Raw genomic sequence first — 26,647 nt, forward strand, 5'->3', positions numbered from 1 at the left:
AACCAGGATCCCGATGTCTTCTGCCGTGCGCTTCGGCGTCAACTACACCCCCAGCCAAGGGTGGTTCCACCACTGGCTCGACTTCGACCTCGACTCCCTACGCGCCGACCTCGACTCGATCGCCGAACTGGGCCTCGACCACATCCGGGTCTTCCCGCTGTGGCCGTACTTCCAGCCCAACCGCACCCTGATCCGCCCGAAGGCCGTGGAGCAGCTCGTGCGGCTCGTCGACGCGGCCGGCGAGCGCGGGCTCGACGTCAATGTGGACGGTCTGCAAGGGCACTTGAGCAGCTTCGACTATCTGCCGGCCTGGACCCGCACCTGGCATCGGCGCAACCTCTTCACCGACCCGGACGTCCTCGACGGCCAGGCCGCCTACCTGCGGACGCTCGCCGCCGCCCTCGCCGACCGGCCGAACTTCATCGGCATGACCCTCGGCAACGAGATCAACCAGTTCTCGGCGGGCCCGCATCCGGACCCCGACGGGGCGAGCGAGGAACAGGTCGACGTCTGGCTGGAGCGCATGCTCGCCGCCTGCGTGGAGGGGGCGCCCGGCAAGCCGCATCTGCACGCCGAGTACGACGCGACCTGGTACCAGGACGACATGCCGTTCACCCCGGCCCAGGCCGCCCGCCGGGGCGCGATGACGGCCGTCCACTCCTGGGTCTTCAACGGCACCGCCCAACGCCACGGCCGTACGTCCGTGCCCAGTGAGCATCACGCCGCCTATCTCGTCGAGTTGAGCAAGGCCTGGGCCGACGAACCGCACCGGCCAGTCTGGCTCCAGGAGGTCGGCGCGCCCCAGCCGCTCGTACCAGCCGAGCACGCGGCCGACTTCGCCTCCGCGACCATCGCCAACGCCCTGGACTGTCCGGACCTTTGGGGCATCACCTGGTGGTGCTCGCACGACGTGTCGCGCGAGCTCGCGGACTTCCCCGAACTCGAATACGGGCTGGGCCTGTTGACCAACGACCGGCAGGCCAAGGACATCGCGCTCGTGCTGGCCGAGGCAGCCCGCGAGCCCACGTACGAGCCCGCCCCCCGCAGCACGGCGCTCGTGGTGCCCGCCGATCCGTCGGTCCGCTCGGTCTGCGGTCCCGGCGGGCCGGTCTTCGACGCCTACTTCCGACTCGTCGCCGACGGAGCCCGCCCGGCGACCGTCCTCGACGTGCGCGCGGACGACAAGGAACACCTCGCCGCGCGCGGCATCACCGAAGTCGTCACTCCCGATCAGGTACTCCCCACCCCACAAGGAGACACCAGCTCGTGAACCCCACCAGACGCACCGTCCTGCTCGCCGCCGGCGCGGCGGCCCTGCTGCCCCAACTGCCCCTGCCCGCCTATGCGTCAGGGCAGGCCGCGGCCACCGCGACCCAGCCGTACGCCAGTTACTGGTACCCGGACTCCCTGCCCTCCGGTACCCCGGGGACCGGCATCGCCTGGCGCAGCCTGAAGACCTGGACCGCCGCCTCGGACACGGACCTCGCCTTCAACGCCGCCGCCGTCCCGCTGGCCGCGCGCTTCACCCCGACCCCCGTGAACAGCACCGCCCGCTCCGGCCAGGCCCGCATCCAGTCCCTGGTCTCCTTCGGGCCGACGTCGAGCAACCCCTCCCAGGGCGCGGCCACCGCCGACTACTACGCGCTCACCCACTGGTCGTACCTCGACGAACTCGTCTTCTGGGGCGGCTCGTCGGGAGAGGGCATCATCCTCGCTCCCAACGCGCCGATCGTGGACGCCGCCCACCGGCACGGCGTACCCGTCCTCGGCAACATCTTCCTGCCGCCCGTCGCCTACGGCGGACAACTCCAGTGGACCCGCGACCTGGTCCAGAAGGATGCCGCCGGGCACTACCCGCTCGCCGCCCAACTCGTCGCGGTGGCCGCCGCGTACGGCTTCGACGGCTGGTTCGTCAACGCCGAGACCAGCGGCGGGAACACCGCGCTCGGCACCGACATGCGGGGCTTCGTCGGCGAGTTGAAGTCTCTCGCCGCCGCCCAGGGGCAGCGGGTCACCTGGTACGACGCGATGACCGTGAACGGCACGGTCAGTTGGCAGGGCGCGCTGAACACCTCGAACCAGGCGTTCTTCCAGGCCGCGAACGACATGTTCATCGACTTCCGGTGGAGCACGAGCACACTGGCCGCCTCCGGGACGAAGGCCGACGGACTGGGCCGCAGCCGCTACGAGTTGTGGGCGGGCGTCGACGTCGAGTCCAACGGGTCGAGTACGTCGGTGGCTTGGGACGCGATGGTGCCGACCACCAAGGCACACATCACGTCCATCGGCTTCTACCGGCCCGAGTGGACCCGCAACCACCTCCCCGCGACCCGCACCCCGGGTGACTTCCACGCGGCCGACGACCGCTTCTGGACCGGGCGTTCACTCGACCCGTCGACACCGGACAGCACCGATCCCTGGCGGGCACCGGCGGTGTCGGTCGCCGACCGGTCCACGGTGGGCGGCGCACTGCCGTTCGCCAGTGTCTTCAACACCGGGCACGGGCTGCGCTGGTACGAGGACGGAGCGGTCACCTCGGACGCGCAGTGGAACCACCTAGGACTCCAGGACCGGCTGCCGTCCCGCCGCTGGTCGGTGCGCACGACGGGCCAACGACCCACCGTGACCTTCGACTTCGCGGACGCGTGGCGCGGCGGCAGCAGCGTGCTGGTCTCCGGCGCACTGGACCAGCCGACGACGCTGGACCTGTACGCAGCCCGGCTGCCGATCACCGATGACACCGTGGTCGACCTGACCTTCCGCACCGACAGCGGCAGTGCGACCGTCGAACTGGCCGTCGCCACCGCCGAACCGGGCACGGCGGGTGCGACACCCCCGTACACCTATCTGCCAGTTGCTGCCTCGGGCAGTGGCTGGCAGACGGTGACCATGCCGCTCACCGGGCTCTCCGGCACACTGCACGCCATCGGGGTACGGCTCACCGCGACGCAGGGACCGGTCAATTGGCGGCTCGGCGGACTCGCCGTGCGCGATGGCGACGCGGCACCGACGCCCGCCGCTCCCGCCAACTTCCTTGTCAGCGCGGCCACCGGCGGCAACCTGCGCTTCGCCTGGGACGCCGCGCCCGGCGCCGTACGCCACTACACGCTGCACCGGCTGCTGCCGGATGGCACCCGGCGCTTCCTCGGCGGCACCTGCCAGCGTGCCTTCTACGTCGGCGGGCTGACGGCCGAACAGGGCGAGCAGCAGGCGTGGTTCGAACTGCGCGCGACAGGGGAGCTGTACACAGCGTCGGCCCCCGTGGCCGTCGCCTACGCCTGGTAACACCCGTAGTCCCACCCGCAACCGAGCCACGGAGCACCCCACATGCATGACGACCGCAGCCTGGTCGAAGCCCGCCTCAAGCGTGTTCTCGAAGAGCGCATCCGTCCCGCCGTGTACCCCGAGTCAGTGCCGCTGGAAGTGGCCGTCTGGCACGCGCCCGACGAGCCGGTGCCCGTGGCCGAGGGGCTCGCGGGCACTCCCGAACCGATCGAGGTGGGCGCCCGGTGGGGTGCTCCCTGGGGGACCAGCTGGTTCCGTGTCACCGGGACCGTCCCGCAGAAGTGGGCAGGGAAGACCGTCGAGGCGCTGCTCGACCTCGGCTTCGACGAGAACATGCCCGGCTTCCAGTGCGAGGGCCTCGTCTACCGGCCCGACGGCACCCCCGTGAAGGGCCTCAACCCACGCAACCAGTGGGTCAGGATCGGCGCGCCCGTCGCCGGCGGCGAGGAGGTGCGGCTGTACGTCGAGGCCGCGTCCAACCCGGTGGTGATGGACTACCACCCGTTCGTGCCAACGCAGCTGGGCGACAAGGAGACCGCCGGCAGCGAGCCGCAGTACACGCTCACGCGCATGGATCTCGCGGTCCTCGACGAGAACGTGTGGAATCTCGTCCTCGACCTGGAGGTGGTCGGCGAGCTGATGGCCGAGCTGCCGGTGGACTCGGCGCGCCGCTGGGACCTGCTGCGGGCCGTCGAGAAGACCCTCGACGCGGTGGACCTCCAGGACGTCAACGGCACGGCGGAGCACGCCCGTTCACAGCTGACGGCCGTCCTGTCGACACCCGCCGTCCCGTCCGCGCACCGCATCAGCGCCATCGGGCACGCGCACATCGACTCCGCGTGGCTGTGGCCGTTGCGCGAGACGGTCCGCAAGGTGGCCCGGACGACGTCGAACATGACGGCACTCCTTGAGGACGAACCCGACTTCATCTTCGCCATGTCCCAGGCCCAGCAGTGGGCCTGGGTGAAGGAGCACCGGCCCGAGGTGTGGGCGCGGGTCAAGAAGGCGGTGGCGGACGGGCGGTTCGTGCCGGCCGGCGGCATGTGGGTGGAGTCCGACACCAACATGCCGGGTTCGGAGGCGATGGCCCGTCAGTTCGTGCACGGGAAGCGGTTCTTCCTCGACGAGTTCGGCATCGAGAACGAGGAGGCCTGGCTGCCCGACACCTTCGGCTTCGCCGCCGGACTCCCGCAGATCATCAAGGCCGCCGGCTCCAAGTGGCTGCTGACACAGAAGATCTCCTGGTCGCAGACGAACAAGTTCCCGCACCACACCTTCCGTTGGGAGGGCATCGACGGCACCCGGATCTTCACCCACTTCCCGCCCGTCGACACCTACAACTGCTCCATGCAGGGCCGTGAAATCGCCCACGCGGCCCGCAACTTCAAGGACAAGGGTGTCGCCCGCCACTCCCTCGCACCCACCGGCTGGGGCGACGGAGGCGGCGGCACCACCCGCGAGATGGTCGCCAAGGCGGCCCGCCTGCGAGACCTCGAAGGCTCCGCGACCGTGGCCTGGGAGACCCCGAAGGAGTTCTTCGAGAAGGCAGAGGCCGAGTACCCCGAACCCCCGGTCTGGGTCGGCGAGTTGTACCTCGAACTCCACCGCGCCACCCTCACCAGCCAGGCCAAGACCAAGCAGGGCAACCGGCGCAGCGAACACCTCCTGCGCGAGGCGGAACTGTGGGCCGCCACGGCCGCCGTACGGACCGGATTCCCCTACCCCTACGAGGACTTGGACCGGATCTGGAAGACGGTGCTGCTGCACCAGTTCCACGACATCCTCCCAGGCTCCTCGATCGCCTGGGTGCACCGCGAGGCCCGGAAGACGTACGAGGGACTGGCCGCCGAACTGAACGCCATCATCGACGCGGCCCAGCGCGCGCTGGCGGGCGAGGGGACACGGGAGCTGGTGTTCAACTCGGCGCCCCACACCCGCGACGGCGTCCTCGCGGGCGGCGCCCAAGTCCCGGCGGTGGAGGGTGAGTCGGCACTCGCGACACGGGTCGGCGGCGGACACGTCCTGGAGAACGGCCTGCTCCGCATCGAGATCGACGCCCGAGGACTCGTCGTCTCCGCCTACGACATCGAGGCCGACCGCGAGACCATCGCACCCGGCCGGGCCGCCAACCTGCTCCAACTCCACCCGGACTTCCCGAACATGTGGGATGCCTGGGACGTAGACGAGTTCTACCGCAACACGGTCACGGACCTCACCGGCGCGGACGAGGTCGTCGCCGACGGGGACGCGGTGCGGATCGTACGGTCCTTCGGCGCGTCCAGGGTCACCCAACTGCTGTCCCTCGCACCCGGGGAGCGGCGGCTGCTCATCGACACCGAGGTCGACTGGCACGAGACCGAGAAGTTCCTCAAGCTCGCCTTCCCGCTCGACGTGCACGCCGAACGGTACGCGTCCGAGACGCAGTTCGGGCACTTCCACCGCCCCACGCACACCAACACCTCATGGGAGGCGGCCAAGTTCGAGGCCTGCAACCACCGCTTCGTCCACCTGGAGGAACCCGGCTGGGGCGTAGCCGTCGTCAACGACTCGACGTACGGCCACGACGTGACCCGTACGGTCCGTACCGAGGGCGACGCCGGTACGACCACCACGGTCCGCGTGTCCCTGTTGCGCGCCCCGCGCTTTCCGGACCCCGAGACCGACCAGGGCGTCCACCGTTTCCGGCACGCGCTGGTGCCGGGCGCGGGCATCGGGGACGCCGTGCGGGAGGGCTGGCGGATCAATCTGCCGGAGCGGCGGGTCACGGGCGGGCAGGAGGTCGCGCCGCTGGTGAGCGTGGACCGGGACGCGGTCGTCGTCACGGCGGTGAAGCTCGCGGACGACGGGAGCGGGGATGTCGTGGTCCGGTTCCACGAAGCCCACGGGGGACGGGCCAGGGCGACGCTGACGGTGGGCTTCCCCTTCGACTCCGTCGAGGTCACCGACCTGCTGGAACGTCCGTCGGCAGATGCCGCAGAGGTGACCCGTGAGGGTGAGCAACTGGCCCTGCGGCTACGGCCGTTCGAGCTGGTGACGCTGCGGTTCGGTCGGTCCTGAGCCGGTGCCGCTTCTCACGGCGGCCGTGATCCCCCGATGATGGGGCGATGAGACGAAGAACGGCCGCCGGACAGGCCTGGGCCTCGCAACCGGATCCGCTTCTGGCCCTCGCGCGGCAGGAGTTGGAGTTCTACGCGCGGGCGTGCGACCGGGCGAGGTGGCTGCACCACACGACGGAACTCGGCGCGCTCGCCGCCACGTCCGCGACGGTTGTGGCGGCGGGGCTGCACGCACCCGCCTGGCTCACCGCCCTGATCGCGGGCGGCGCCGTCTTCTTCACCGGCATGCGCCAGCTCTTCAGCCCGGGCTCACGCTGGGTCCTGGCCGCACAGGCGCGGGAAGGCCTGCGGCGGGCGATCGACCGCTACCTGCTGCTCCCGTCGGCCGAGCGCGACGCGAACGCGCGGGCCACGCTTCAGCGCGCGATCGAAGAGGTGGGCACCAGCGAACTACGGGGTTGGGCGGAGGTCCAGGGCCAGCGGGGCGAACCACCACTGCCCACCGGGGGCGCCTGAGTGCCGGGGCGGGGCGGCATCCTGTGTTGTCTGCCGCGGGCGCCTGAGTGTGGGGACGGTGCGGGTGCCTTTGTCGTCCGTTGCCGGGGTCTTCGTGCCGGGGCGGGCCGGTGTCCTGTGTTGTCTGCCGCGGGCGCCTGAGTGCGGGGACGGTGCGGGTGCCTTTGTCGTCCGCTGCCGGGCCTTCGTGCCGGATCGGGCCGGTGTCCTGTGTTGTCCGCCGCGGGCGCCTGAATGTCGGGACGCGCAGATACCCTCCGCTGTTTGCCGCAGGCGCCGGAAGGCCAGGACGGCGCGGATGATCTTCGCTGTTCGCCCCGGACCGCTGAACCCCCGCGGTCACGCCCCGAGTTGCGCCCGCAGCCACTCCTCGACCTCGCCCACGTGCGAGGCCGCAGCCGCCCGGGCCGCCTCCGGGTCGCGGGCCACCAAGGCGCGGTGGATGGCGGCGTGTTCGCGGCGGGTGCGGGTGAAGGCGCCCTCTTCCTGGTAGCCGCGCCAGACCCGGGCGCGGAACGTTCGCGACGACAGGCCCTCCAAGATCGCGGCCATGGTGTCGTTGCCCGCGGCGGCGGCGATCTCGCGGTGGAAGGCGAGGTCGTGGGCGAGGATCTCCTCGGGGTCGTCGGTGGCGTTCATCGCCGTGAGGTGTTTCTCCACCTCGGCCAGCTGGTCCGGAGTGATGCGGGCGGCGGCCAGGGCGGTCGCCGTCGACTCCAGGATGCGGCGGACTTCGAGGAGTTCCACCAGTTGCGGGCCGCGTGACAGGTCGGCGACGACACCGAAGGTCTCCAGCAGGTCGCCGGCCTCCAGCTGAGTGACGTAGATGCCCGAACCGTGCCGGGCCTCAAGGACGCCCAGCACCGTGAGCGCGCGGATCGCCTCGCGCATCGAGCTGCGGGAGATGCCCAGTTGGGCCGCGAGATCGCGCTCGGTGGGCAGCCGCTGTCCCGGCTCCAGACGGCCCTCGCCGATCAACGCCTTGATCGAGTCGATGGCGCGCTGCGTCACGGTGCCCTTCGGCGGAGCCGTCTCGTCCACGCAATCCTCCACTCAGCGGGTGCGCCGCAGTCTAACCGCTGAGGTGGTCCGACCACTACGGTGGAAATCCAGGAAAAACTGCCTCTGCGGGGTGTTGTTTCGGGGAAGTGGTCTGATAAATATGCGGTCATCTGCTCGGACACGCTCAACGAGGAGCCACCAAATGCTCGGCAGGACAGTGGGGATACGCAGCAGTTTGCGCATGGTCGGTGCGGTGGCCGCGGTCACGGGCACCGCGCTCGTGCTCACCGCGTGCGGCAGCACCAAGGACACCGGCGCGAGCAGTGCCGGCGGCAGCAGCGGCACCGGCAAGGTGGGGGTGATCCTGCCCCTGCTGACCTCGCCGTTCTGGCAGTCGTACAACGACTACGTGCCGAAGATGGCGAAGTCCGAAGGCGTCGACGCGCTGAAGACGGTCAACTCCAACAGTGACCCGTCGCAGCAGATCACCGACATCAACAACGAGCTGAACCAGGGCGTCAAGGGCCTGGTCGTCGCCCCGCTGGACAGCGCCGCCATCGAAGCCGGCCTCGACCAGGCGGACCGCAAGGGCGTGCCCGTCGTCGCGGTCGACGTGGCTCCCGACAAGGGCAAGGTCGCGATGGTCGTGCGCGCCGACAACGTCGCGTACGGCGAGAAGGCCTGCGAGTACCTCGGGGCGCACATCACCAGCGGCAAGGTCGTGCAGATCATGGGCGACCTGGCGTCCGTCAACGGCCGTGACCGGTCCGAGGCGTTCAGGGACTGCGTCAAGAAGAAGTACCCGAAGCTGAAGGTCCTGGAGATCCCCGCCAAGTGGGAGTCCGACACGGCGGCCTCCAAGCTCGACACGCTCCTCAACGCCAACCCCGACATCAAGGGCATCTACATGCAGGCGGGCGGCGTCTACCTCGCGCCCACCCTCCAGACCCTCAAGTCCAAGGGCATGCTGAAGACGGCGGGCCAGGCCGGGCACATCACGATCGTCTCGAACGACGGTATCCCGCAGGAGTTCGACGCGATCCGCAAGGGCGAGATCGACGCCACCGTCTCCCAACCGGCCGACGCCTACGCCAAGTACGGCATGTACTACATCAAGGCCGCCATGGCGGGGAAGACCTTCCAGCCCGGCCCCACCGACCACGACTCCACGATCGTCAAGCTGCCCAGCGGCATCCTCGAGGACCAGCTGCCCGCGCCCCTGGTCACCAAGGACAACGTCGACGACCCCAAGCTCTGGGGCAACACGGTCAAATGAGTACCCCACTTGTTGAGGCGCGGGGCATCGTCAAGCGGTACGGCCCGACCGTCGCCCTCGCCGACGGCCAACTGACCGTGCTGCCGGGCGAGTCCCACGCGCTCGTCGGCCGCAACGGCGCCGGGAAGTCCACCCTGGTCACCGTCCTCACCGGACTCCAGGCCCCCGACGAGGGCACGGTCCGCTTCGACGGCGAGCCCGCGCCCGCGCTCGCCGACCGCGACGCCTGGCGCGCCAAGGTGGCCTGCGTCTATCAACGGCCTACCGTGGTCCCCGAGTTGACGGTCGCCGAGAACCTGTTCATCAACCGTCAGCCGACCTCGCGCGGCGGAGTCATCAGCTGGCGCAGGCTCCGCACCGAGGCCGCCGAACTCCTCGACACCTGGGACGTGCGCGTCGACCCCGAGGCGCGCACCGCCGACCTCAAGGTCGAGGACCGCCAAATGGTCGAGATAGCAAGGGCGTTGAGCTTCGGCGCCCGGTTCATCGTCCTCGACGAACCGACCGCCCAGCTCGACAACCGGGAGATCGAACGGCTCTTCACCCGCATGCGGGCGCTCCAGGAGTCGGGCGTCACCTTCCTGTTCATCTCGCACCACCTCCAGGAGGTGTACGAGGTGTGCCAGACGGTCACCGTGCTGCGCGACGCCCGCTGGATAACCACCGCACCGGTCGCCGACCTCCCGCGCCAGGCCCTCGTGGAGGCCATGGCGGGGGAGTCGATCGCCGAACTGGAGGTGCAGCTAAGGGAGTTGGACGACGCGGCACCCGTCCTCCTCGACGCGCGCGGGCTCACCTCCGAGTCGTACGAGAACGTCGACCTCACCGTCCGTCGCGGCGAGGTCGTCGGACTCGCCGGATCCAGCGGCAGCGGCAAGATCGAGCTGGCCGAGTCCTTGACCGGGCTGTACACGCCGACCGGCGGGACCGCTCAACTCGACGGCGAGAAACTGCCGTTCGGGGATGTGCAGGCCGCGCTCAAGGCCGGTGTCGGGTGCGTGCCGCGCGACCGCCATGGCCAAGGTCTGGTCTTCGGTATGTCCATCGGCGACAACGCCACCATGACCGTCCTGGACCGGCTCGGCCGCTTCGGGTTCGTCGGCACCGACCGCAAACGCGGCTTCGCCACCGAGCTGATCGACCGCCTCGACATCCACGCCGAGGGCCCCGACCAGCCCGTCTCCGATCTGTCCGGCGGCAACGCGCAGAAGGTCGTCATGGCCCGCGCCCTCGCCTCCGACCCCAGGCTGCTGGTGCTCATCAACCCCACGGCGGGCGTCGACGTGAAGTCCAAGGAGTCACTGCTCGCCCGCATGGACAGCGCCCGCGACGACGGCACCGCCGTGCTCGTCGTCTCCGACGAACTCGACGACCTGCGGCGCTGCGACCGCGTCCTCGTCCTCTTCCACGGCCGTGTCGTCGCCGAGCACCCGGCGGGCTGGCGCGACCACGAGCTGATCGCCTCCATCGAAGGAGTGGACCATGGCTGACACCAAGGCGGCCCCGCCGCTCGCCGCCCCGCGCGCCACCGGGGCGGCCTCGGCCCGTACGGTCCTGCTCCGCCGGGCCCGTGAACTAGCCCTCGTACCGGCCCTGTTGGTGCTCCTGGTGCTCGGCGCGATCGTCAACGACTCGTTCCTCACCGAACGGAACCTGATCTCCATCCTCGGTGCCTCCGCCGCGCTCGCGATGGTGGTCCTCGCCGAGTCGCTGATCCTGATCACCGGAAAGATCGACCTGTCCCTCGAATCGGTGGTCGGCATCGCGCCCGCCATCGGCGCCCTGCTGGTCCTGCCGTCCGCCGAGTCAGGCTGGGGCACGGAGTGGTCGGCGCCGCTCGCCCTCGTCGCGATCCTCGTCGTGGGCGGGATCATCGGCGCCTTCAACGGCATCCTCGTGGTGAAGTTCAAGCTCAACGCCTTCATCGTCACCCTCGCCATGCTGATCGTGCTGCGCGGACTGCTGGTCGGCGCCACCAAGGGCAAGACGCTGTTCGGGATGCCCGACTCCTTCTTCACCCTGGCCACCAGCACCTTCCTCAGCGTCCCGATGTCTGTGTGGCTGGCCGCGGTCTGCTTCGCGGTCGCCGGGTTCGTGCTGAAGTACCACCGCGTCGGCCGCGCCCTGTACGCGATCGGCGGCAACCAGGAGGCGGCCCGCGCGGCCGGCATCCGCGTCGACCGCATGCTCCTCGGGGTGTCGATCGTCGCCGGCGTCCTCGCCTCGGTCGGCGGGATCATGCAGACCGGCTATGTCGGCGCGATCAGCGCCAACCAGGGCAACAACATGATCTTCACCGTGATGGCGGCGGCGGTCATCGGCGGCATCAGCCTCGACGGTGGCAAGGGCACCATGTTCGGCGCCCTGACCGGCGTACTGCTCCTGGGAGTTGTGCAGAACCTGCTCACCCTCGCCCAGGTCCCGTCCTTCTGGATCCAGGCCATCTACGGCGGGATCATCCTGGTCGCCCTCATGATCGCCCGCGTAACAACGGGCCGAGCCCAGGACTGACCGCCCGGCTTCCGGCACCCGCACGGCACCGGATCCCTGTACCCGACCGAAAGGCCTTCCGTGTCACCGATCCCCGCCCGCGTCACCGCGGTCGACACCTACGACATCCGTTTTCCCACCTCGCGCGAACTCGACGGTTCCGACGCGATGAACCCGGACCCCGACTACTCGGCGGCCTACGTCGTCCTGCGCACCGACGCGGCCGACGGGCACGAGGGGCACGGATTCAGCTTCACCATCGGGCGGGGCAACGAAGTCCAGGTCGCCGCGATCCACGCGCTGCGGGACCATGTGATCGGCCGGCCTGTCGACGAACTGTGCGCGGACCCGGGGACGTTGAACCGCGACCTGATCGGCGACAGCCAACTCCGCTGGCTGGGGCCCGAGAAGGGCGTGATGCACATGGCGATCGGCGCCGTCGTCAACGCCGCCTGGGACCTCACCGCCAAGCGCGCGGGCAAGCCGCTCTGGCAGCTCCTCGCCGACGCCGACCCCGAATGGCTCGTCAACCAGATCGACTTCAGGTACATCACCGACGCCCTCACCCCGGACGAGGCCCTGGACATCCTGCGGCGCGGCCGGGCGGGCGCCGAAGACCGCCGAACCCGCCTTCTGGAGCGGGGATTTCCCGCCTACACCACCTCCGCCGGCTGGCTCGGCTACGACGACGAGAAGCTCACCCGGCTCGCCGTGCAGGCCGTACGGGACGGCTTCCGGCAGATCAAGCTGAAGGTCGGCGCCGACCTCGACGACGACATCCGGCGCTGCCGCGCGGCCCGTTCGGCCGTCGGCCCCGACATCCGGATGGCGATCGACGCCAACCAGCGCTGGAACGTGGACGAGGCCATCCGCTGGACCAAGGCCCTCACCGAGTTCGACCCGTACTGGATCGAGGAACCCACCAGCCCCGACGACGTCCTCGGCCACGCCGCCATCCGCGCCGCCGTGGCCCCCGTGAAGGTCGCGACCGGCGAACACGTCCAGAACCGCGTCGTGTTCAAGCAGCTGCTCCAGGCCGGCGCCCTCGACATCCTCCAGATAGACGCGGCCCGCGTCGGCGGAGTCAACGAGAACCTCGCGATCCTGCTGCTCGCCGCCAAGTTCGGCATTCCCGTCTGCCCGCACGCGGGCGGCGTCGGACTGTGCGAACTCGTCCAGCACCTCTCGATGTTCGACTACCTCGCCGTCGCCGGCACCACCGACGACCGCGTCATCGAGTACGTCGATCATCTGCACGACCACTTCCTCGATCCGGTGGTGATCCGCGAAGGTCACTACATGGCACCCACCACACCCGGCTTCTCGGCCACCATGCGGCCCGAGTCCATCGCGCGCTACACGTTCCCAGACGGCACCTTCTGGGCCGCCGACCTCAACAGCCAGAAGGGACACGCGGCATGACCGACTTCGAGGGCCTCAAGGCCCTGGTCACCGGCGGCGCCTCCGGTATCGGCCGCGCGACCGCCGAACTCCTCGCCGAGCGGGGCGCGTCGGTCGCCGTCCTCGACCTGGACCCGAGCAGTGTCGAGAAGCCGCTGCTCGGCTACCGCGCCGACGTCACCGACGACGCCTCCGTACGGCAGGCCGTCGCGTCCGCCGTCGCCGACCTCGGCGGACTCGACATCGTCGTGAACAACGCGGGCATCGGCGCCCAGGGCACCGTCGAGGACAACGACGACGACGAATGGCAACGAGTCCTGGACGTCAACGTCATCGGCATGGTCCGTGTCACCCGCGCCGCGCTCCCGCAGCTGCGCGAGTCCTCTCACGCGGCCATCGTCAACACCTGCTCCATCGCCGCCACCGCCGGACTGCCCCAACGCGCCCTCTACAGCGCCACCAAGGGCGCCGTGCAATCCCTCACCCTCGCCATGGCCGCCGACCACCTCCGCGAGGGCATCCGCGTCAACTGCGTCAACCCCGGTACGGCGGACACCCCTTGGGTCGGCCGCCTCCTCGACTCGGCTCCCGACCCGGCCGCCGAGCGCGCCGCCCTGGCCGCCCGCCAGCCCTCCGGCCGACTCGTATCGGCGGCCGAAGTCGCTGGCGCCATCGCCTACTTGGCGAGCCCGCTGTCCGGCGCCACCACCGGCACCTCGCTCGCTGTGGACGGCGGCATGCAGGGCCTGCGACTGAGGCAGGTGGGCCAGTGAGCAGGCTCGGCGGCAGCGGGGTCGAGGTGGGCGGGCTCGGTCTGGGCGCCGCCCCGCTGGGCAACCTGTTCACCGAGGTCGACGACGAGCAGGCGTACCGGGCCGTCAACACCGCCTGGCAGCAAGGCATTCGCTACTTCGACACCGCACCCCACTACGGCATCGGCCTTTCCGAGCGCCGCCTCGGCGCGGCGCTGCGCGACCGCCCGCGCGCGGAGTACACGATCTCCACCAAGGTCGGCCGCCGCCTCGAACCCGTGGAGACGGTGACGGGCGACGACCTCGCCAACGGCTTCGCCGTGCCCGCCACCAGCCGCCGCGTCTGGGACTTCACCGCCGACGGGATACGGCGCACCCTGGACGCCAGCCTGGAACGGCTCGGCCTCGACCGCGTCGACATCGTCTACCTCCACGACCCCGACGACCACGCCGAACAGGCTTTCCACGAGGGTTATCCCGCCCTGGAGAAGCTCCGTGCCGAAGGTGTCGTCGGCGCGATCGGCGCGGGCATGAACCAGGCCGGGATGCTCACCCGCTTCATCCAGGACACGGACGTGGACGTGGTGCTGTGCGCGGGCCGTTACACCCTGCTCGACCAGAGCGCCCTCAGCGAACTGCTCCCGTCCGCCGTCGCACGCGGCAAGTCGGTGGTCGTCGGCGGCGCCTTCAACTCCGGCCTGCTGGCGGACCCGAAGCCGGACGCGACCTACAACTACGCCCAGGCACCGGCGGAGTTGCTGGACCGGGCGCTCCGCATGAAGGAGGCTGCCGAGCGGCACGGCACGACCCTGCGCGCCGCCGCCCTGGCCTTCTGCGCCGCGCACCCGGCCGTGGCGAGCGTCCTGGTCGGCGCCCGATCGGAGGCCGAAGTCCGCGACTGCGCCGCGCAGTTCGCGGCCGAGGTGCCGGGCGCGTTCTGGCAGGAGCTGCGGGACACGGGACTGCTGTCCACCGACGCCCCGGTCCCGACCGAGGAGCCGAGATGAGAGTGGCCCTCCACACCAAGGTGCGCGCCGACCGCATCGATGCGTACGAGAGCGCCCACCGCGAGGTCCCCAAGGAGCTCACCGCCGCGATCCGGGCCGCAGGGGCCACCTCCTGGACGATCTGGCGCAGCGGCACCGACCTCTTCCACGTCCTGGAGTGCGCCGACTACGCCCGCCTGCTGGCCGAGCTGGACCAGCTCCCGGTGAACGTCGCCTGGCAGGCCCGCATGGCCGAACTCCTGGACGTGGTGCACGACTACACGAGCGAGGGCGCCGACGCCGGCCTGCCCGTCGTATGGGAGCTGCCATGACCGTCGACGCCCACCACCACGTCTGGGACCTCTCCGTCCGCGACCAGGACTGGATCACCGGCCCCGAACTCCAGCCGATCCGCCGCGACTTCACCCTCGCCGACCTCGAACCCGAGGCGCGCGCGGCCGGCGTCGACCGGACCGTCCTCGTCCAGACGATCACCGTCGCCGCGGAGACCCCGGAGTTCCTCGCCCTCGCCGACACGCACGACCTCGTCGCCGGAGTCGTCGGCTGGACCGACCTCACCCGCCCCGACATCGCCGACGAACTGGCCCGGCTGCGCGAACTCCCCGGCGGCCACTACCTGAAGGGCATCCGCCACCAGGTACAGGGCGAACCCGATCCGAACTGGCTGCTGCGCCCCGACGTACGCCGCGGCCTCGCCGCCGTGGCCGACGCGGGGCTCGTCTACGACCTGCTCGTGCTGCCCCACCAGTTCCCGGCCAGTGTCCAGGCAGCCGCCTCCCTGCCCCAACTCACCTTCGTCCTCGACCATTTGGGCAAACCGCCCATCGCCTCCGGCCGGCTGGAACCGTGGGAGGCGGCCCTCCGCTCACTCGCCGCGCTCCCCAACACCCACTGCAAACTGTCCGGCCTGGTCACGGAGGCCGACTGGAAGAACTGGAGCACCCGGGACCTGCGCCCCTACACGGACGTCGCACTCGACACCTTCGGGCCGGACCGGCTGATGTTCGGCACCGACTGGCCGGTGTGCACCCTGGCCGCGAGCTACGGCGAAGTCGCCGCGGCGGCAAGTGAGTTGACCGAAGGTCTGAGCGAGGCGGAACGGGCCGGGGTCTTCGAGGGCACCGCAACCCGCGTCTACGGCCTCTGAACCACCTTCGCCAGCCTGGTCGGCGGGAAGTACTCCCGCACGAACGTCCGCTCCCAGCACGCGCCCGTCTCCCTCAACTCCCGCCAGGTCGTGTAGCGGTAGCGGAAGAGACGGGCCCGGACGTAACGCGGGGGCGCGTCGGTCGGGAACGGCGAGCGGCGCAGCAGCCGTAGTGTGTCCCGGTCGTTCTCCAGGAGCCGCTCCACCAGCGCGCCGAACCACGGCTCGGCGTAGCCGGGGGAGAGCGCCGCGAACCACATCATCCAGTCCAGCCGCAGGTGGTAGGGCGCGAACTGGCGCGGCCAGTGGTGCGGTTGGCCCGGCTTGCCCCTGAACTCGTACTCCCGCCAGCCGGAGTCCTCACGCGGGACGGCGTCCGTCGTGCCCTCGACGACCACCTCGTAGCGGATGCGGCTGACGTTGCCGAACGCGCCGTAGCTGTTGACCAGATGGAGCGGGTCGAAGGAACGGTTCATGATCTGGCGGCGCGAGAGCATGTTGCGGACCGGGCGGTGACTGAGCCAGAGCAGCAGGGCGGCGACGGCCAGGACGACGACCTCGTACCAGACGGGCGGTGGGCCAGGGGCGGACGACGGCGCGGTGTGGGGGAGTTGGACCGCCGAGAGGGCCAGCGCGATGGTGATCCAGTTCAGCCAGGCGAAGTTGCCGGACAGGACCAGCCACAGCTGGGTGGCGATCATCAGGGAGGCGGCGGCCGTCGCGACCGGCTGCGGGGTGAACAGCAGGACGGGCACGACGAGTTGGGTGAGGTGGTTGGCGGCGACCTCGATCCGGTGCAGCGGGCGGGGGAGATGGTGGAAGAACCAGCTCAGCGGGCCCGGCATCGGCTGTGTCTCGTGGTGGAAGTCCAGACAGGTCAGCTTCCGCCAGCACGCGTCGCCGCGCAGCTTGATCAGGCCCGCGCCGAACTCGACCCGGAACAGGATCCAGCGCAGCAGGAACAGCACCACGACGGGTGGCGCCACTTCGTCGTTGCCGAGGAGTACGGCCAGGAAACCGACCTCCAGCAGCAGCGACTCCCAGCCGAACGCGTACCAGGTCTGGCCGACGTTCACGATCGACAGATACAGCGCCCACGGCAGCAGCCACAGCAACATACCGCCCCAGAGCGGCAGTTGGGAGTCGAGCCCGGCGGCGAGTGCAAGCGACACCGCACAGCCCGTCCACGCGCAGAGCGCGAAGAAGCGGTCCGAGTAGCGGAGTTGGAAGAGGCTCGGGGCCTGCCCGAACGGCATCCGGCGGACGAACCGGGGGACCGGCAGCATGCCGTGCTCACCGATCAGCGCGCGGAACTGCAGCGCCGCCGTGAGGAACGCGACCAGATAGACACCGGCCAGGGCCCGCTGGAAGACCAGCCGGCTCAGCCAGTAGTCGGGTGCGGTGAACCATCCCACGACCGTGCGCTCCTCCCTCCATCGTCACACCTCGGCCTACCGTCACTCTGTGTCTTCCATGCCTCCGGTTGCGTAACCCGAGCGGGTGAAGCAGACAATAGTGGCGAATCACCCGGCTTGAGGCGGGAGAACACGGTGCGCACATCGACCGGAACCATCGCCACGGCCTGCGCGCTCTCGGCGGCGCTCCTCGTCGCCGGCTGCGGCGGCGACGGCGCCCAAGGCATGAAGTCGAGCGGCGAGGCCGCGAAGTCGAGCGGCGAGGTCTTCCTGCAGCCAGTCGCGGCACAGGGCCCCGACCCCTTCACGGACTCCACGGCCACCGTGCCGAGCGCCCCGCCGCGGGTCACCCGAACGCCGCAGTCGACGCCCACGGTGCCCGCGCCCGCGTCACCGACGCCCGCGCGGACCCTCTCCGGCGCCACACCCGGCCTCTACGGCGGCACCGCTCGGACCGGCAGCTGCGATGTCGAGCGGCAGATCGCCTATCTCACCCGCGACCGGGCCAAGGCCGGTGCCTTCGCGCAGGCCGAGGGGATCTCCCGGAGCGCGATTCCCGGCTATCTGCGCGGGCTGACCTCGGTCGTGCTGCGCGCCGACACCCAGGTCACCAACCACGGGTTCCGTGACGCCCGCGTGACCGGCTTCCAGTCGGTCCTCCAGGCCGGTACCGCCGTCCTCGTCGACAACCGGGGCGTGCCCCGCGTGCGCTGCGCCTGCGGCAACCCGCTCAAGGCGGGCGTGGCGGGCGGGAACTCCGGCAGCAGCGGTCAGGGCTGGTCCGGGTACCGGCCCGCCGAAGTGGTCGTGGTGACACCGGCGCCGCAGGTGATCACCAACATCACGATCGTCGACGTCGTGGACAACACGTGGATCGAACGGCCCCTCGGCCATCGCGGGCCGCACCACGACCACGTCGTAGGACCGCCGGACCATGTGCCGCCGACACGGCCCGGCACCACGCCGGCTCCGCACGGGAGCACGGCTCCGCACCCGCACGACCCGCGCCCGCACGACAGCGGGTCCAGCACCCCGTCCAGCGGGACGAGCACCTCACCGAGCCCTTCGTGGAGCACCTCGCCGGGCCGGTCGCCGGACCCCTCGCTGAGCGTCGGCCCGAGCGCCTCCCCGAGCGCCTCCCCGAGCGCCTCCTCGGGCGACGAGAGCGTGTCCCCTGGTGACGGCCGTACCGCCGCGCCGGACAAGTCCACCACCGGCTGCACACCCCCGACCGGCACCGTCACCCCGGGCGCGACCGGCGTCACGGGCTGCCCGACCGCCACCGTCACGGCCGCCCCGAGGACAATCGCGCCCCAGCCCTCCCAGGACCCCGGCTCCCCGGGCGAGATCGGCCCGCCGACCGTCCCGGGGACCACCGGCAGCATCCTCGACAGCCCCACGGACGTCGTCGCCGGCTGACGGCGCCCGCAGCGGCCGTGGCGGAGAGGGTGCCGTAGCGCTCGGACAAGTCGAATAATCGGGCAAATCCTGGCAAGGTGGGCCGCATGGTTGATCGGGGAGCGAGCGCCCTGTCACTCCCGGACGACTGGCCCGCCCACCCGGACCCGATCCTGGCGCTCAACCGCATGGGCAGCTTCGACTGGGACCTGGACAACGGCCTGTTCCACATGGACGCCCAGGCCCACGAGGTCTTCGACCTGCGCCCCGACGAATACGACGGACGGCCCGAGAGCCTCGCGATCCGGGTGCCGCCGCCGGAGAGCTACCGGCTCGACGGTCTCGTCTCCCAGGCGATGAAGGACGGCAGCGAGAACTACGGCGCCTACTTCCGTATGCGCCTGCGCGACGGCACCCTGCGCTGGACCCACACCCAGGGCTACATCCGGCGCGACGAGACCGGCCGCCCGCGCCGGATCATCGGCATCGTGCGGGACGCCACCCAGGAACTCGCCGAGAACGCGGCCCGCCGTGAACAGGCCGCACTGGACGCGGCCCGGCGCGACCAGACCAACGTCGTCCAGCTCACCACCGCCGCCCTCGCGCACGCCCGTACCGTCCAGGACGTCATCGACGTCCTCAAGGACACCCACGGTCTCGTCCACCTCGGCGCGACCAGCCTGGTCATGGGCCTGGTCGAGGCCGGCCGGATCCGGCTGGTCGCCGAAGGCCCCGAGGGCAGCTTCGTGCCCGGCACGGAGGTCACCCGGATCGACGAGCCCTACCCGATGGGGGAGGTCGTACGGACCCTCGCCCCGGCCTTCATCGAGTCGCCCGAGGAGTTCGCCGAGCGCTTTCCGCTGCTGTGGTCGGAGATCACCGACCTGAACATCACCGCCGCGGCCTATCTCCCGCTGATCGCCCAGGCGCGGCCGATCGGCGCGATGGGGCTGCTCTACAGCGACCGGCGCGGTTTCTCGGCGGAGGAGCGCAATGTCCTGGTCGCGCTGGGCAGCAGCATCGCGCAGAGTCTGCAGCGCGCCATGTTCTACGAGCAGGAGAAGGACCTCGCGCAGGGCCTCCAGCAGGCGATGCTGCCGCGGGCCATCCCGAGCGTGCCGGGCGCCGATGTCGCGGTCCGCTACCGGTCCGCGAAGCTCGGGCGGGACATCGGCGGTGACTGGTACGACCTGATCCCGCTGCCCGGCGGGCGGGTCGGCGCGGTCATCGGTGACGTCCAGGGCCACGACACGCATGCCGCCGCCGTCATGGGGCAGCTGCGGATCGTCCTCAAGGCGTACGCCGCCGAGGGGCACACCCCGGCCACCGTGATGGCCCGTGCCTCCGTCTTCCTGCACGAACTCGACACCGACCGCTTCGCCACCTGCCTCTACGCCGAGGCCGACCTGTCCACCGGAGTGGTCCAGGTGGTCCGGGCCGGTCACATCGACCCGCTGGTGCGGCAGTTGGACCGGACCTGCCGTCGGATGCCCGTCGTGGGCGGGCTGCCGCTGGGCCTGTCCGCCGAGTTCGGGCGGCTCGAATACCCCGTCTCCACTCTCGAACTCGACCCCGGCCAGACCCTGGTGCTGTGCACCGACGGCCTCGTGGAACAGCCCGGCGCGGATCTCGACGACGGACTGCAGACCCTCATCGCGCTCATCGCCTCCGGCCCCGACGACGTACGCGACCTCGCCGACCTGCTCATCGACGTGGCCGAGGAACGCGGCGGCGAGGACGACGTGGCGCTGCTCCTGCTGCGCCGCCGCGGCCTCGACACCCCGCGCTCCGGCGGCCGGCTCCAGCAGCATGTGGCGCCCGGCGACTCCGAGGCCCTCACCGAGGCCCGGCACATGATCCGGTCCGCCGTCCGGGCCTGGGGCGGGCGCGAGCGCACCGACGAGGTCGAACTCGTCGCCGACGAACTGATCACCAACGCCCTGATGCACACCGAGGGCGCCGCGATCGTCACCCTCAGGGTCCTCAACGGCCCCGACCGCCGGCTGCGCGTCGAGGTCGAGGACTCCTCCAGCGCGCTTCCGCGCCGCCGTGAGGCCGGTGAGGACGGGGTCTCCGGGCGCGGTCTCCTCCTCGTCGACCTGCTCACGGACGTGTGGGGTGTGGAGGCGCGCGGCAGCGGCAAGTGCGTGTGGTGCGAGTTCGTGGTGCCGGACCCGAGCTGACCCCACGGCCCTCCGATGGCACCCTGGACGTATGCCGGAACTCCCCGAGGTCGAAGCGCTGAAGGACTTCCTGACCGAACACCTCGTCGGCCACGAGATCGTACGGGTACTGCCCGTCGCCATCAGCGTCCTGAAGACGTACGACCCTCCGCCGACAGCGCTGGAGGGACACGAGGTGGTGGCCGTGCACCGCTACGGCAAGTTCCTGGACGTCGAGACGGACGGCGGCCCGCACTTCGTGACCCACCTCGCCCGCGCGGGCTGGCTGCACTGGAAGGACCGCCTCCCGGACGGCCCGCCCCGCCCCGGCAAGGGCCCGCTCGCGCTCCGCGTGGCCCTGGAGACCGGCGAGGGCTTCGACCTCACGGAGGCGGGCACGCAGAAGCGACTTGCGGTGTACGTCGTGACCGACCCGCAGTCCGTCCCCGGCGTCGCCCGCCTCGGCCCCGACCCCCTGGCCGACGACTTCGACGAACCGCGCTTCGCCGAACTCCTCAAGGACGAGCGCCGACAGCTCAAGGGCGCCCTCCGCGACCAGACCCTGATCGCCGGAGTCGGCAACGCGTACAGCGACGAGATCCTGCACGCGGCGAGGATGAGCCCCTTCAAACTGGCCGCGTCCCTGACCCCGGCCGAGACCCACACGCTCTACACGGCCCTGCGCACCACACTCCTCGACGCCATCGAGCGCTCCCGGGGCGTCGCCGCCGGCCGCCTGAAGGCGGAGAAGAAGAGCGGCCTACGCGTCCACGGCCGCACCGGCCGGCCCTGCCCGGTCTGCGGCGACACCATCCGCGAGGTCTCCTTCAGCGACTCCTCGCTCCAGTACTGCCCGACCTGCCAGACGGGCGGCAAGCCGCTCGCGGACCGCAGACTGTCGCGACTGCTGAAATAGCCGGAGCAACCGGCCGCCGCAGCGCGGGACTTCAGTGAGAGGTGAGCCGTACCAGCTGCCGGCCGTCGGCCGTGCGGACGTCGTAGTGGTCGATCTCGTCGGGGTGCATCGCCGCGCCGCCCTGCATCGTGATCATCGTGGCGTCGTGCGCGGGTACGTTCCAACTGGTCACGACCTGCTCGGAACCGTCCTTGCCGACGACCACGAGGCGACAGGAGCGGGGGCCCGCGCCGTCCTTGATCCTGAGGGACACGTCACTGCCGTAGTTCTCGTTCGCGGCCGTGACCTGTGCCCACACGCCCGACTTGGCGTCGGTCGCGGTGAGTTGCACCGCCCCGTCGCCGCCCCCGGCGAGCGTCGCCACCGCGGGGCCGCCCACGGCCAGTACCACCGAGGCGGCCACGGCGTACAGAAAACGCCGCCGTCCGGCCCGTTTACGGGCGGACACCTCGCCGAGCAACCGGTCGAGCAGCCGGGGCCCGGGTTGCGCCATGGGGTGCACGTAGCGCGGCGTCGCCCGCCGGTACAGCATCAACTGGCGTGACGCGGGACCGAATTCGGTCACATGAGCCGCGCAGCTGGTGCACTCCATGAGGTGATCCTCGAAGCGGAAGGCCTCCGCCTCGTCCAGCACGCCGAGCGCGTACGCGCCGACGTCGCGATGCCTTTCCAGGGACCTCATGACGAATCCTCGTGCCGTTAGGTGCGGGTGGGGTTACTCCTTGCTCCCATCGGTACGCACCAGCCCGTCGAATCACTCAAGGCGCACACAGAATCGCCATCACGAATTCGTAGCGGTCGAACCCGTGGATTGGTCCCTGTTTCAAAAAAGATGGATGGCGAGATGGCCGAGCGGCAGACCCAGCTGCCAGGCGGGCGTCCAGACCTTCGGGCCGTCGTCCTCACCGGTCACCGGACCGCCTCCCGGCACCGCGTCCAGATCGGGCGCGAGCAGCTCGGTCTCCTCCAGCCAGCGCCAGGCGTTCTCCGCCAGCGCGAGGTCCGGTGCGTCGACGCCGGCTTCGACCGCCTCCGCCGTCAACTTGGACATACGTTCGCCGACCCAGTCCTGCCACGGCTGGTCGTACGCCGTGAGCGAAAGCCAGGTCTCAAGTTGGGTGACCACTCTGATACCGGACAACTCGCCGTCCGTGTCGGACAGAAAGATGGTCAGCGCCAGCGCGTCCCGTCCCGCGCGGAACTCGAAGGACGTCGGCGGCATCAGGTCGCCGGTCCGCAGCAGTTCGTCGGCGATGTACTCGGCGTACAACCAGGCCATGGGGACGGTGAGTTCACCGCCGCCGGTGCCGTCCGTGCTCTCTTGACCTCTGTGCAGCATCCCTTCCTGCCTTCCTCCGGTGCGTGCGCGTCGCCCGGCCCGAGGCTCCGTCAGGAACCGCCGGGCCCCCCAGTCCGGAACACGGATGAGGACAGCCGATTACTCAACCAGGGTCCTGAGCAAGGCGCTTTACGGAGGTTTGACTAAGGAGTTGGTTTCACCGCAGGTCGGCCGCATAGCCGGGAAGCACCCGGCGCAGGGCGCGGAGCGCGTAATAGGCACGGGACTTCACCGTACCGGGCGGAATCCCGAGGGCCGCCGCGGCCTCCGCCACACTCGCCCCCTGGAAATACACGAGCACCAGGACTTCTCGGTGCTCCGGAGTGAGAGTCTTCACAGCCTCCCGCACATCGAGCGTCGCCGCCGACCGTTCCGCGTGATCGGCACACACCCGCGCGTTCTCCAGCACCGCGTCCCCGACCTCGGGCGGCCGCGCCTGCCGGGCCCGCCGCGCGTCGATGGCGAGCCGCCGCCCCACCGTCAGCAGCCAGGGCCGTACGGACTCGAAGTCGTCGGCGCGCAGGGCCTCGGGGTGCTGCCAGGCCCGTACCAGGGTCTCCTGGACGAGGTCCTCGGCGCGCTGGCGGTCGCCGTCGCAGAGCCGGAGCAGCAGCGCGAAGAGCGGCCTGCCGTGCTCGCGCTGCAGTGCGGCGAGCTCGTGCTCGGCGGTCGTTCCGTTGGTGAGCGTGGGTCCGGCCGTCATGGCCGTATGGCATCGCAGGGGGCCGTCCGGGGACAGAGGGCGCACGAGGGGCGTGCGGCGGACGGTCGATCGCGTCGGCGAACGGTGCGACGAACGGTCCGCGCCCCCGGGGATCCCCCACACGCGCACACCGGACGGGTCATCGGGGGCCGCAAGTCGTTTGCGGGGGCGCTGAGGTTCATACCTATCGGTGGGTAAATATGACCACAGTGGGGTGAATTGATGATCGCACGCAGACGACAGGTGGCCGTTGCCCTGGCGGGCATTCTCACCGCGGCCGCCGCCTGCCAGGCCCAGCACCACGACCCGAAGGCCGCCGGCCGCCCGGCACCCCCCGCCGCCCGCGGCTTCACCCTCGTCGCCGCCGGCGCCATCCTCCCGCACAGCGCCGTCCTCGACCGCGCCCGCTTCGACGCGGGCGGCACCGGCTACGACTTCGCGCCCATGCTCTCCGGTGTCCAACCCCTCGTCTCCCGGGCCGATCTGGCGCTGTGTCACATCGAGACGGCCTACGGCGACCGCACCGGTTCCCCGTTCTTCGACTCCCCGCCCGAGGAGGCCCGGGCCCTCGCCGCCACCGGCTACGACAGCTGCTCCACCGCCTCCGAGCACAGCCTGGACGACGGCCCCTTCGGCATCCAGCACACTCTCGACACCCTCGACGGCGCCGGCGTACGGCACGCGGGGACGGCGCGCGGCGACGTCGAGGCGCGCACGGTCACACTGCTGCGCGCCGGTCCGGCGAAGGTCGCCCACCTCGCCTACACCGCGAACACGAACGGCGTTCCGCTCCCGGCCGGCGAGCCCTGGTCCGTCAACCTTCTCGACCCGGCCCGCGTCCTCGCCGACGCCCGCAACGCCCGGCGCGCGGGCGCCGACGTGGTCGTCGTCTCGCTGCGCTGGGGCACACCGGGCCAGGACGCGCCCGACCCCCAACAGGTGGCCCTGGCCGGGGAACTCACCGCCGCCCGCACCGACGGCCGCCCCGACATCGACCTGATCCTCGGCACCCACGCCCGCACCCCGCAGCCGTACGAGAAGGTCAACGGCACCTGGGTGGTCTACGGGCTCGGCGACCAGGTCACCGGCGCGATGTACGACAACGCGGGCACCCAGGACCCCGGCGGCAACACGAGCACCCTCGCCCGCTTCACCTTCGTACCGCCCGTCCGGCCCGGCGCGCGGTGGGAGGTGGCCAGGGCGGAATTCGTCCCGCAACTCTTCGACGTCGACGCGGGCCGGGTCGTCGACGTCAACCGGGCGATCGCCCAGGGCGCCGAACTGACCCCCGACCGCGACCGCATCCGCGAGCTGGTGCTGAGCCGGGGCGCGGCGAAGGACGGGCTGGTGATGGGGAAGTGACGGACGGTCAGTCCGCGTCCACGTCCACGTGGTCGAAGGTTCTGAGGATCTCGGTGAGCACCCGCACGCACGCGCTCACCTCGGCGTCGGTCAGATCGCCGCCGACCTGGCGGTTCAGGCGGTGCTCGCGGCCGAGGACGGACGTGATGACGGACCGGCCCTCCTCGGTGAGCCGGATCAGTGAGGACCGCTGGTGCGCGGGGTTGGGCGTGACCTCCACCCAGCCATGGACCGCCGCCTCGTTGACCATGCGCTGCACGAACTGCCGGCTCAGGGCCAGGGTCCGGCCCATCTGGGGCACCGTCATGGGCCCGTGCTGTCGCAGCAGGTCCAGTACGGCGCGCACGCCGACGGAGACCCCCTCGACCGGTTCGCCCTGCTCGACCTTGCGCAGGGCGCGCCGGTAGAGCGGGCCCACCAGGTCGAACACCTCGGTGAGGCGGTGGCCGAGTTCGTCGGGGGACAGGGGAGCGGAGTCGTTCACGACCCCATCATGACACCTGGGTTGCCAACTCTCCCCAGAGATGACACCTTGGTTGTCATGACAGCTGCTTCGGAACTTGCTTCGGAACTGAGCTTCTTCGCATCTGCCGACGGGGACCTGGCCTACCTCGACGTGGGCACCGGCGACCCCGTGGTCCTCCTCCACTCCGGCTTCGCCGACCACCGCGTCTTCGACGACCAGATACCGGTCCTCGCCCGCGGCTTCCGCGTCATCGCCCCGGACACCCGCGGCCACGGCTTCTCCGCCAACGCGAGCAAACCGTTCCGCTGGGCCGACGACCTCGCCGCACTCCTGCACCACCTCGACCTGGGCCCCGCCGTCCTGGTCGGCCTGTGCATGGGCGCGGCCGTCGCCACCGACACCGCGCTGGAACACCCCGAGCTGGTCCGGGCGATCGTCGTCTCCGGCGCGGGCACCAGCGCGTTCGAGTACACCGACCCCCAGCTGCTCGAACGCCAGGCCCGCAGCGGGCAGTTGCTCGCCGCCGGTGACTTCACGGGCTGGCTCGACCACTTCGCCCAAGGCGTGGCGGGCCCGCACCGCACGCCGGCGGAGGTCGCCCCGTCCGTCCTCCGCCGCCTGCGCCAACTGACCACGCACACGCTCCTCAAGCACACGCCCGGCGAGAAGGACTGGTACGTCCCGCTGGGCGATCCCTGGCCCCGCGTCCCGCAACTCGACGTCCCGGTCATCGCGATCAACGGCGCCCTCGACTGGCCCGACAGCCTCGCCATGGCGAACCGCTTCACCGACACGGTCCCGAACGGCCGCTCGACCACGATCGAGGGCGCCGCCCACTACCCGAACATGGAGCAGCCGCACGCCTTCAACGAGATCCTGACGGAGTTTCTCGGCACACTCTGACGAAGCGGGGCGACGGGCCGACCGGGGCGCGGCCGTCGGCGACTACAGGTA

23 protein-coding genes are annotated in these 26,647 nt (G+C 70.8%); 17 read left to right on the forward strand and 6 right to left on the reverse strand.

The window, feature by feature from the left end:
• The first annotated feature begins 13 nt into the window (after nt 1-13).
• From ACFXC1_RS02230 to ACFXC1_RS02245, 4 genes are read left to right on the forward strand one after another with little or no spacing between them, the layout of a single operon-like run.
• Nucleotides 14-1,270, forward strand: a complete 1,257-nt coding sequence (locus ACFXC1_RS02230; protein ID WP_381237542.1) for a glycoside hydrolase 5 family protein — start codon at nt 14-16, stop codon at nt 1,268-1,270.
• The gene (locus tag ACFXC1_RS02235) at nt 1,267-3,285 is read left to right on the forward strand and encodes an endo-beta-N-acetylglucosaminidase (protein ID WP_381237545.1); all 2,019 of its coding nucleotides are present in this window, start codon (nt 1,267-1,269) and stop codon (nt 3,283-3,285) included. The genes ACFXC1_RS02230 and ACFXC1_RS02235 overlap by 4 nt, the downstream gene beginning before the upstream one ends.
• 42 nt (nt 3,286-3,327) lie before the next feature.
• On the forward strand, nt 3,328-6,342 hold the full coding sequence (locus ACFXC1_RS02240; protein ID WP_381237548.1) for an alpha-mannosidase: 3,015 nt from the start codon (nt 3,328-3,330) through the stop codon (nt 6,340-6,342).
• 47 nt (nt 6,343-6,389) lie between these two features.
• Nucleotides 6,390-6,857 (forward strand): DUF4231 domain-containing protein, encoded by a 468-nt coding sequence (locus tag ACFXC1_RS02245; protein WP_381237551.1) that lies wholly within the window; start codon nt 6,390-6,392, stop codon nt 6,855-6,857.
• Between the two features lie 339 nt (nt 6,858-7,196).
• On the opposite strand, the gene ACFXC1_RS02250 is transcribed toward ACFXC1_RS02245, so the two are convergent.
• Nucleotides 7,197-7,898, reverse strand: coding sequence for a FadR/GntR family transcriptional regulator (locus tag ACFXC1_RS02250; protein ID WP_381237553.1), 702 nt, complete (start codon nt 7,896-7,898; stop codon nt 7,197-7,199).
• Nucleotides 7,899-8,061: 163 nt separating this feature from the next.
• On the opposite strand from ACFXC1_RS02250, the gene ACFXC1_RS02255 reads away from it, so the two are divergent.
• The 8 genes from ACFXC1_RS02255 to ACFXC1_RS02290 are packed head-to-tail and all read left to right on the forward strand — an operon-like array spanning nt 8,062 to nt 15,932.
• A complete protein-coding gene (locus ACFXC1_RS02255; RefSeq protein ID WP_381237556.1) occupies nt 8,062-9,135 on the forward strand; it encodes a sugar ABC transporter substrate-binding protein in 1,074 nt (357 codons plus the stop codon).
• Complete coding sequence (locus ACFXC1_RS02260; RefSeq protein WP_381237559.1) at nt 9,132-10,625, forward strand: sugar ABC transporter ATP-binding protein; 1,494 nt, start codon at nt 9,132-9,134, stop codon at nt 10,623-10,625. The genes ACFXC1_RS02255 and ACFXC1_RS02260 overlap by 4 nt, the downstream gene beginning before the upstream one ends.
• Nucleotides 10,618-11,646: an ABC transporter permease gene (locus ACFXC1_RS02265; protein ID WP_019068310.1), complete on the forward strand. Its 1,029-nt coding sequence runs from the start codon at nt 10,618-10,620 to the stop codon at nt 11,644-11,646. Before ACFXC1_RS02260 ends, ACFXC1_RS02265 begins: the two co-directional genes overlap by 8 nt.
• Nucleotides 11,647-11,706: 60 nt before the next feature.
• Nucleotides 11,707-13,047: an L-fuconate dehydratase gene (locus ACFXC1_RS02270; RefSeq protein WP_381237563.1), complete on the forward strand. Its 1,341-nt coding sequence runs from the start codon at nt 11,707-11,709 to the stop codon at nt 13,045-13,047.
• On the forward strand, nt 13,044-13,799 hold the full coding sequence (locus tag ACFXC1_RS02275) for an SDR family NAD(P)-dependent oxidoreductase (protein WP_381237566.1): 756 nt from the start codon (nt 13,044-13,046) through the stop codon (nt 13,797-13,799). The genes ACFXC1_RS02270 and ACFXC1_RS02275 overlap by 4 nt, the downstream gene beginning before the upstream one ends.
• Nucleotides 13,796-14,785: an aldo/keto reductase gene (locus ACFXC1_RS02280; RefSeq protein WP_381237569.1), complete on the forward strand. Its 990-nt coding sequence runs from the start codon at nt 13,796-13,798 to the stop codon at nt 14,783-14,785. Before ACFXC1_RS02275 ends, ACFXC1_RS02280 begins: the two co-directional genes overlap by 4 nt.
• Complete coding sequence (locus ACFXC1_RS02285; protein WP_381237572.1) at nt 14,782-15,096, forward strand: L-rhamnose mutarotase; 315 nt, start codon at nt 14,782-14,784, stop codon at nt 15,094-15,096. Before ACFXC1_RS02280 ends, ACFXC1_RS02285 begins: the two co-directional genes overlap by 4 nt.
• Nucleotides 15,093-15,932, forward strand: coding sequence for an amidohydrolase family protein (locus tag ACFXC1_RS02290; protein WP_381237574.1), 840 nt, complete (start codon nt 15,093-15,095; stop codon nt 15,930-15,932). Before ACFXC1_RS02285 ends, ACFXC1_RS02290 begins: the two co-directional genes overlap by 4 nt.
• Here the strand turns inward: ACFXC1_RS02290 and ACFXC1_RS02295 are convergent.
• A complete protein-coding gene (locus ACFXC1_RS02295) occupies nt 15,920-17,347 on the reverse strand; it encodes a lipase maturation factor family protein (protein ID WP_381237576.1) in 1,428 nt (475 codons plus the stop codon). The genes ACFXC1_RS02290 and ACFXC1_RS02295 overlap by 13 nt on opposite strands.
• A 135-nt stretch (nt 17,348-17,482) precedes the next feature.
• On the opposite strand from ACFXC1_RS02295, the gene ACFXC1_RS02300 reads away from it, so the two are divergent.
• The 3 genes from ACFXC1_RS02300 (at nt 17,483) to ACFXC1_RS02310 (ending at nt 21,823) form a co-directional block, all read left to right on the forward strand.
• Nucleotides 17,483-18,766, forward strand: coding sequence for a DUF6777 domain-containing protein (locus tag ACFXC1_RS02300; protein ID WP_381237579.1), 1,284 nt, complete (start codon nt 17,483-17,485; stop codon nt 18,764-18,766).
• 86 nt (nt 18,767-18,852) lie between these two features.
• Nucleotides 18,853-20,928: a SpoIIE family protein phosphatase gene (locus tag ACFXC1_RS02305; protein ID WP_381237582.1), complete on the forward strand. Its 2,076-nt coding sequence runs from the start codon at nt 18,853-18,855 to the stop codon at nt 20,926-20,928.
• A 31-nt stretch (nt 20,929-20,959) separates the two neighbouring features.
• Complete coding sequence (locus ACFXC1_RS02310; protein WP_381237585.1) at nt 20,960-21,823, forward strand: Fpg/Nei family DNA glycosylase; 864 nt, start codon at nt 20,960-20,962, stop codon at nt 21,821-21,823.
• Nucleotides 21,824-21,854: 31 nt separating this feature from the next.
• Here ACFXC1_RS02310 and ACFXC1_RS02315 read toward each other — a convergent pair whose 3' ends face one another.
• The 3 genes from ACFXC1_RS02315 to ACFXC1_RS02325 form a co-directional block, all read right to left on the reverse strand.
• The gene (locus tag ACFXC1_RS02315; protein ID WP_381237588.1) at nt 21,855-22,505 is read right to left on the reverse strand and encodes a zf-HC2 domain-containing protein; all 651 of its coding nucleotides are present in this window, start codon (nt 22,503-22,505) and stop codon (nt 21,855-21,857) included.
• A 141-nt stretch (nt 22,506-22,646) separates the two neighbouring features.
• Complete coding sequence (locus tag ACFXC1_RS02320; RefSeq protein ID WP_019068324.1) at nt 22,647-23,162, reverse strand: hypothetical protein; 516 nt, start codon at nt 23,160-23,162, stop codon at nt 22,647-22,649.
• A 157-nt stretch (nt 23,163-23,319) separates the two neighbouring features.
• The gene (locus ACFXC1_RS02325; RefSeq protein WP_043670802.1) at nt 23,320-23,865 is read right to left on the reverse strand and encodes a sigma-70 family RNA polymerase sigma factor; all 546 of its coding nucleotides are present in this window, start codon (nt 23,863-23,865) and stop codon (nt 23,320-23,322) included.
• A gap of 222 nt (nt 23,866-24,087) precedes the next feature.
• Between ACFXC1_RS02325 and ACFXC1_RS02330 the strand changes: the two genes are divergently transcribed.
• Complete coding sequence (locus tag ACFXC1_RS02330) at nt 24,088-25,227, forward strand: CapA family protein (protein ID WP_381237592.1); 1,140 nt, start codon at nt 24,088-24,090, stop codon at nt 25,225-25,227.
• A 7-nt stretch (nt 25,228-25,234) separates the two neighbouring features.
• On the opposite strand, the gene ACFXC1_RS02335 is transcribed toward ACFXC1_RS02330, so the two are convergent.
• Nucleotides 25,235-25,711 (reverse strand): MarR family winged helix-turn-helix transcriptional regulator, encoded by a 477-nt coding sequence (locus ACFXC1_RS02335; RefSeq protein WP_381237595.1) that lies wholly within the window; start codon nt 25,709-25,711, stop codon nt 25,235-25,237.
• Nucleotides 25,712-25,768: 57 nt separating this feature from the next.
• Between ACFXC1_RS02335 and ACFXC1_RS02340 the strand changes: the two genes are divergently transcribed.
• On the forward strand, nt 25,769-26,596 hold the full coding sequence (locus tag ACFXC1_RS02340) for an alpha/beta fold hydrolase (RefSeq protein WP_381237598.1): 828 nt from the start codon (nt 25,769-25,771) through the stop codon (nt 26,594-26,596).
• The last annotated feature ends 51 nt before the right edge of the window (nt 26,597-26,647 follow it).

It is taken from the genome of Streptomyces hokutonensis, from assembly GCF_042751305.1.
Lineage (GTDB): Bacteria > Actinomycetota > Actinomycetes > Streptomycetales > Streptomycetaceae > Streptomyces > Streptomyces hokutonensis_A.